This window comes from uncultured Mailhella sp., assembly GCF_905187505.1.
Classification (GTDB): Bacteria; Desulfobacterota; Desulfovibrionia; order Desulfovibrionales; family Desulfovibrionaceae; genus Mailhella.
In genome coordinates this window covers 1-7,459 of the sequence record NZ_CAJJIC010000119.1, presented here as the reverse complement: position 1 = coordinate 7,459, position 7,459 = coordinate 1, and the positions used below count along the sequence as shown (strand labels likewise).

General features: G+C 58.0%; 6 protein-coding genes. All 6 read right to left on the bottom strand.

What is annotated here, in order from left to right; genetic code table 11:
* A partial coding sequence (locus tag QZZ60_RS09535) for a site-specific DNA-methyltransferase (RefSeq protein ID WP_295640862.1) occupies positions 1 to 959 on the bottom strand: 959 nt, incomplete at its 3' end.
* A gap of 116 nt (positions 960 to 1,075) precedes the next feature.
* Complete coding sequence (locus QZZ60_RS09530) at positions 1,076 to 1,726, bottom strand: biotin attachment protein (protein ID WP_295640860.1); 651 nt, start codon at positions 1,724 to 1,726, stop codon at positions 1,076 to 1,078.
* 9 nt (positions 1,727 to 1,735) lie between these two features.
* Positions 1,736 to 3,973, bottom strand: a complete 2,238-nt coding sequence (locus QZZ60_RS09525; protein WP_295640864.1) for an acetyl-CoA carboxylase carboxyl transferase subunit alpha/beta — start codon at positions 3,971 to 3,973, stop codon at positions 1,736 to 1,738.
* Between the two features lie 36 nt (positions 3,974 to 4,009).
* A complete protein-coding gene (locus tag QZZ60_RS09520; protein ID WP_295640858.1) occupies positions 4,010 to 5,431 on the bottom strand; it encodes a biotin carboxylase N-terminal domain-containing protein in 1,422 nt (473 codons plus the stop codon).
* Positions 5,432 to 6,328: 897 nt separating this feature from the next.
* The gene (locus tag QZZ60_RS09515) at positions 6,329 to 6,691 is read right to left on the bottom strand and encodes a hypothetical protein (protein WP_295640856.1); all 363 of its coding nucleotides are present in this window, start codon (positions 6,689 to 6,691) and stop codon (positions 6,329 to 6,331) included.
* A gap of 93 nt (positions 6,692 to 6,784) precedes the next feature.
* Positions 6,785 to 7,288: a hypothetical protein gene (locus QZZ60_RS09510; protein ID WP_295640854.1), complete on the bottom strand. Its 504-nt coding sequence runs from the start codon at positions 7,286 to 7,288 to the stop codon at positions 6,785 to 6,787.
* Between the last annotated feature and the right edge of the window lie 171 nt (positions 7,289 to 7,459).

Sequence of the window (7,459 nt, the reverse complement as noted above, 5' to 3'; positions counted from 1 at the left end):
CTTTTATCAAAATTTTTCCATTCCTCAATGCTTTTTCTCTGTACACAATCCAATCTACGGGAGGCCCAAGAATTATATTCTTTATTTATATCACACCCCATCCACAATCTTCCTAGTTGTTCCGCTACAACTAGAGTTGTTCCAGAGCCTGAAAAAGGATCAACTATAATATCGCCGTTATTTGTTGAAGCAAGAACTAATTTTCTTAAAAGTTCTTCAGGCTTTTGTGCAGGATGTTTTGTTTTTTCTTCCATACCATTACAAGTCGTTGGTACTTCTATAACATCTTTTGGTTTTGCCCCCAGTGGATTTGGAGTCCAGATATTATTATTGTTACTTTTACCATGCGAATATTGGCTTGTAGTAGCCTGTGGATGTGATGGATATTTTAGTGTATGCTCATTATAGGGAATTCTAACATCATCTATATTCATAATAAATTTATTAGATTTGCGAAGAACTAAAATACTTTCATGAGACCTTCCCCAGTCCTTACCTAAATTAGCCTTATTTTTATAATACCATATTAACCATCTACACCCTGAAAAATATTTCATAGAAGGATGCTTCAAATCTGCAAGAATTTCAGAAAAACCACAAACAAACAATGTACCATTAGACTTCAAAACACGTGAAGCTTCTTCTATCCATGTCATGGACCATTCTATATATTTTTCTTGAGACTCAAATTTATCCCATTCAGCTTTATTTATATTATAAGGAGGATCGGCAAATACCATATCAATAGAAGAAGTTGGTATTTTTTTCAGCCAAGTCAAAGAGTCCTCATTAAATAATATACCATTTTTTCTGATAATGGCATTAGAAAAGTCACTATCAGACGCTAATGGAACTTTTTTCAATACTTTTGATTCTATCAAAGGAACCTCTTGAGACTCCTTGTTTGAAAAAGTATCAAAATTTAATTGGCATGTTGTAATAGAGCTCTTCTTAGGCATGACATCCTTCAAAGTAAAAAAGCATCTATGCTTTATAGCATAGATATGCAGAAACTGTCGGGACGACAGAAAATATTTTGTTGTCCAGACAGTTTCTGCACTATTTTTATCCTAACTTATTCGCCCTCGTTCCATTCGCTCTGGACGCGGGCAACCACGTCTTCGACGGCGGACTGCTGTTCGGGCGGGCAGACGACGATGAGGGGGCTGCCGGCGTCGACGTTCTTTGTCTGGTCGAAGTAGACGTCGTAGATAATGCCCGCGGGGCCGGAGTAGCACAGGGGCACTTCACGCTTCATGCGGGAAACGATGAACAGCTCCATGCCGTCGTGGATGGACACGGTACGGCATCCGAGGATTTTGACCTTCTTGTCCACGTCGGGCACGAAGTAGTACTTGGCGCGTTCCGGAGCGCAGAAGGCGTAGAGGCTTTCCTTGAGGAGCTTGCTCACGACTTCCTGACGGGTGAGGTAGTGCCGGATGACGCCGAGCGGGGTTCCGGCCTCCACGAAGGAGCCGTCGAGTTCGCGATAGAGCTTCTGGAGCACGCCGCGCTCGGTGGCGAGCACCTTGCGGGGGTTCTTTTCACGGGTAATGGTGGCGATGTGGGTACCGGGAATTTCCTTCCACGTACCGGTAAAGCCGCTCACGCGGTCGCCCTCGTTCACGTCGGCGAAGCGGATGACGCCGGTGTGAGGAGCGCAGACCTCCCTTTCCGTGTAGGGCGCGGCCTTGAGTTCTTCCATGACTTCGGCAATGTCTCTCATGCTTTCACCCTAGCGATAGTAAAGGTTGCGGCCGCCCATGGTTTCGAGGGCCTGACGAAGGTTGGCGCGCACGTCGCGGCGGTCCCACACGCCCTGGATGTGCCCGCGGGAAAGGGCCTTGTAGCAGTTGTGGTGATCCGGGGGGATGTCGAGACCGGTGGTGTTCTTGATGACGCCGGGGCCTGCGAAGCCGATGTCCGAAGAGCGGATGGCGAACTGATAGAAGGCGCAGCCGAGGAAGCTGGCCACGGGGCCGCCGTAGGACTTTGTATCGTAGAGCACGAGGTAGAGGCCGCCGGACTCGATGTAGCGGCGCACGGCCACGGTGCAGCGCGGCATCTGGATGACGCCGTGGGTGCCTTCCTGAATGCGTATGCCCGCGGTGCCGTGGCAGTACACAATGAAGGGATAACGCTTGCGACGCGCGCGGTCGGCGGCGGCCACGAACTTGGATCCTTCGGCCACGCCCACGGAGCCGCCGCGGAAGGAGCCGACAAGGATGGCCACGACCACCTGCACGCCGTCGAGACGGGCTTCAAAGGTGATGCAGCCGCTCTTGAGACCGGTCTTTCTCTTGGCTTCGGCGATTTTTTCGTCGAATCCGGGGAAATGGAGGGGATTGCCGGCTTCCACTTCGGTATTGAACTCATAGAGGGAGTTCTCGTCGAAGCAGTTGTTCATGAGCCACTGGTATTCCATGGGGAAGTGATGACCGCAGGTGGAGCAGACGCCGGCGAACTCGTTGTAGAGATCGGGAGCCCACATGTCCATGCAGCCGCGCTGCGCGGAATAGGGGCAGGAGACGGCGCGGTCTTCTTTGGCCTTGGGCGAGACCCAGGCCCAGCCGGTGTGATTGTCCTCTTCCCACTCGGAAAGGGTGGTGAGCTCTTCGGTGTTGCCCGCGGGCTCTTCGGTTCTGCCGTGCAGTCTGTTCCACGGCTTCATGGCGCGCAGCTTGAGCATTTCCCATTCCGAGCCGAGTTCCTCGAGCAGGTTGGAGAAGGTGCGTCGGTTGCGGTGATAGAAATCGTAGATGAGGCGGTTGTAGATTTCCCACCACTGTTCGGACCATGCGTCGCCGAGTCGTCCCATGACGGAACGACGGTTCTGACATTCGCGGTGCGAGGCCTTGATGAACTTGTTCTGGCGCATTTCCACGAGACGCTGCCGCGCCTTGCGGGAAAGATCCCAGCGCACGGAGAACTCGTCGAGATTGAGTTCCCTGTCGCGGAAGCGGCGCAGGGTGGCGGCACGCAGGGGGGCAAGGCCGCGGGCGGAGAGCACGACTTCGTCGGTGGCGCGGATGACTTCCTGACGGATGGTGCGGAAGAACTCGTAGTGGTACGGACGCGCGCCGAGCACGGGTTCCTGAATGATCTTGTCGATGTAGCCGAACTTGAGATTGTCTTCGGCGGTGAGGTGAAGATCACGCGCGCAGCGCTCCACGAGGTCGGCGGAAGCACGGGCCCCGCCGCGAAGGTGGCCTTCGATGGCGGCCGCGCCTTCGGGAGAGATCACGGAGTAGTAGCCGTGAGAGAACATGAGGCGCTTGTCGGCGAGGGAGATGGCTTCGGCGCCGCCGGAGCCGCCTTCGGAGAACACGGCGATGAGCGGCACGGTAAGGCCGGCCATTTCGTAGATGTTGCGGGCGATCTGCTGGGCCGCGCCGGGGTAGTCCTCGAGGGGATAGCCGCCGGGGGTGAAGACGTAGGCGTGGATCGGGATGCCTTCGGTTTCGGCCACGCCCATGTAGTGCTTGGCCTTGGCGTTGCCCCAGGGCTTGGCGGAGCCGCCGTTGCGGAACTCCTCGCCGTGACCCTTTTCATGGCCCATGACGAGCACGGGCTGATGATAGACCTTGCCGTGACGCTTGCGGGTGATGTAGGCACGGGCAATGACCATGGCGGGGTCGTTGGTGTGTTCGCCCTGCCCGCCTATTTCGGTGTAGTTGTCGTAGACGTTTTCCAGAATGTCGCGCAGGCAGATGCGGTGAGGATGACGCACGATGCGCACCTTGTCCATGGGAGTGAGCTTGTCTTCAAGCTTGCACTCCATGAAGAAGAACAGATCCTCAAGAGAAGTCATTTCGGCCTGCGCCTCTTCGGCGGAGCAGGTTTCGAGCTTGCGGCGGATGTCGGCGAGACGGGTCTCAAGAAGAGCGATGTCCTCCTCGTGCTTTCCGGGGAAGATATCCTTGAGATAACACAGTCTGTCGGCAAGCTGATGCAGTTGCTTTTCCCATTCCATCATAAAAACATATCCCTTCCTGATAAGAACAGGAAACTAGAAACGCAGCATGCGCTCTGTTTTTTTCTTGAGAAATTCCACGTTGGACTTCAAGGGGTCGCCCTTGCCGTCGTGCCCCTCAAGACGGAGGGTGTCGAGGAAGGCAAGGCCGTGGGCGGTCACTTCGGCCAGATCCTTGCCCCAAATGATGGCGAGGGCAAGGTTGGGGTCGAACTCGGTGGGAATGGTGTAGGGATGCTCCGGCGTGGCGGGCGGAACGTGCGTATGCACGCGGCACCATTCATGCTCGTCCCAGCTGAAGCGGTCGATGTCGCCCACCCAGGGAGAGAAGCCGTTGTCGGGGTCTTCGGCAATGATGCGGTACTCGACGCCCACGCCGTTGAAGGTAATGTCGTCCTGCGTGTAGCCGAGCGGCTCGCCGAGGCCGGTGCGGATCTGTTCGGCGATGAGATCGACCTCTCTGCCCTTCACGCGGCTGATGGCGGCGGAGACGCCGTTTTCCACCTGGATGCGGGTGTTCACTTCCATGAGGAAGGGATGCCCGTCGCGGGTGACGATCCATTCCCAGGTGCCCACGCTGTCGTAGCCCACCTTGCGGGCCATGTTGAGCGAGTGCATGACGATCTCGTCGAGGAGCGCCGCGGCGTCGAAGTCGTACTTGATGGACGAAGGATCGAAGCCGGGAGCCACTTCCAGACGCTTCTGACGTCCGGTGGACTGGATGGAGCAGTTGCGGGTGCCGAAGTGCACGGGATGACGACCCGTGCGGTCGGAGAGCACCTGCACTTCCAGATGGTTGAAGTCCTTGATGCGCTGCTCGATGAGCACGCCTTCGTCCTTGAACTGCCGCATGGCGTAGTTGCGGATGCGGCGGTAGACCTGACGGAACATGTCGATGTCGTACACTTCCTCGATGCCCATGCCGCCACCGCCCGCGGAAGCCTTGACGAGCACGAGCGGACGGGCGATGCCCTGCTGCATCTGGAAGTCGAAGAGCGAACGGGCGATCTTTTCGGCCTCGAGCTCATCGTAGATGGGACGGTCGGAACCGGGAACCGTAGGCACGCCGAGCGAACGGGCAAGACGCTTGGTGTTGATCTTGTCGCCAAGGTCGCGGATGACACGCCACGAAGGGCCGAGAAACACCAGCGGACGTTCGCGTTCGGTGACTCTGCGGGCGAAGCGGAAGTCCTCGGCGAAGAAGCCGTAGCCGGGATGCACGGCGGTGGCGCCGGATTCGTCGGCCACGCTCAGAAGCTCGTTGGCGTCGTGATAGGAAGAAATGCGATACAGGCTCTTTTCGCCGCCGATCTCACGGGCCAGCGCCACGTGACCGGAACAGGCGTCTTCCGCGGTATGAACGCACACGAAGTCGAGCCCGAGCTTCACGCATGCCTGAATGATGCGAACCGCGATTTCGCCGCGGTTGGCAATGAGCACTTTATGCTTTTTATTCACGCCATTTCCTTATTGCAAAGGGGAAAAGGCCATAAGACCATGGTATAATGTAACAAAGAGACAAGGCGATCCTCTCCTCCCGCCTTGTCCGGCACATGACGCAACAGGCGCAGCGCGCCCGCCGACTCCCGAAACGCTGAGGGAACCGGGCCTTCCGACCGCAGAACGCGGCCGCCATTTGTGGGGCGATTATACCCCGCAAACGGAAAGAATCAACCCCCCCTTCCTTAAATGGCCTCTTATTTACGGATAACCCGGGCTGGAACGCGCGTCGGAAAAGGCCGCCCGAACAAAGACGAGGGCCGCCGAGCCCTGCACAAGCGAGGCAGGAACGACGCGGCAAGAATCTTTCCGGCTTCTTCTCCGCGCTTTCTCCAGCGCGGAGGACACGCGTTCTCTCCGCCCCTTCCCGAGCTCAGGAAAACAGCTTGCGGGACTCAGGAAACAGCTTGCGGGACTCAGGAAACAGCTTGCGGGGCCCTTCTGAGCTTGAGCGGACGGAACATCACGCAGGAAGGCGCGCCCCTCCCGAAACGCAGAGGCTCACGCAGGGGTTCCGGTCTCATCCCGCAACGCAGAAAACCGGTCGAAGGAAAATGTGCTCCCCCTCCCGGCTTCACTCCCGTTCTTCCCGGAATCTTGTTCCCTCCCGCCTTTCGGGAAAATCCGGGGCTTTTCGTCCCCTCCCGGAGCCTCAAAACGCGCGGCGGAGGCTTCCCACGCGTTTCCGCGTCCGACGCGGCGAACGCCCTTCATGCGTCCGGCCCGCGTCCGCAGAAAGACGCCATTCCCGAGAAGCCGCAGGCAACGCAAAAAGCGCGCAATGCGCGCGGGACAGTCTGAACGCCGGAAGCACGATCGAGGCAACGACATCGATGCGGGCGGCAGGCGGCCGGTCTATCTTCTCCCCCGCAGCACATAAAGCGCGAGCACGCACAGCACGACGATGACGCCGCCCTGCACGGGCGAGGGCATCTCCACCATGCGGGCAAGCACAAATTCCACAAACAGCGCCGCCGCCACAAGAAGCACGGCCACAAGCTGCCTCACATAATTTCTTCTTCCCGTCGTCTCGGCGGCCTTTTCACGGCGCGCCCGGGCTTCTTCCCGCGCCGGGGTGTCGGTAAGCCCGCGCCGGTTCAGCTCCTGCGCCCGCAGCGCCGCCGCCTCGGGCGTGAGCTTGGCCGGGTCCAGCGCCGCAAGATCGTCATCCGTCATGGACGCGTAGCGTTCGGCAATCTGCTGTTCCGTGACTTTCATGCTCTCTCTCCGCTCCTTTCCCGACAGGCTGCACTGCCCGCCTGCCCGGGCGACAAAAAACACGACGGCCGTCCTTCCCCCCCCGTGAAGCCGTCACTCATGCAGGCCGTCCCCTCGGAACGACAACTCTTCCTTCGGCACGGCGTTTCTGAAAAAGTCCGCGTCCGTGCGGTTCCATTCCCGGATGAGCTCGGCAAGCGCCACGCAGCGGTTCAGCGCCTCCTCAAAGCCGTCCAGAGAAAACATGGTCGTGCGCACTTCCCCGGCTCCGGCATCGAGCTCCTCACGGAGCCAAGAACCGTTTACGGCCTCATGAAGAAAGATGTTGCGGAACTTCCCGCGCATTTCAATGATAAGCGCGTCGCCCTGCGTGCGAAAATCAAATTTCACGCCGTATATTCTGCCATTGTCCACGCGCATGCGCCCGAAAAAGGACACCTCCTTCCGGCCCTCCAGCCAGGCCTTCATGGCATCGGACACCTCGCCCATCATGAATATGCTCCAGCCCACGCCCTGCTCATCGGGCTCCATGTCCATGGCCGGCGTGACCTCGTCCGCCTCCGTGCACATGCGCGCCACCGCCTGCGCATCCTCCATCAGAACAGACGTCGTCCAGTCCTTGTGCGTCCCTGCCTGAAACTCTTCCCGTTTTCAAGAGACGCCCGAGTACCACAACAGCCCGTCTGCCCCGGACACGCTGTACGGGCGCGGGGCTTGCACGACGGCGGCTGCGCTTAACGGCGGAAGTGAATTCCGCCTGCTTGCCGC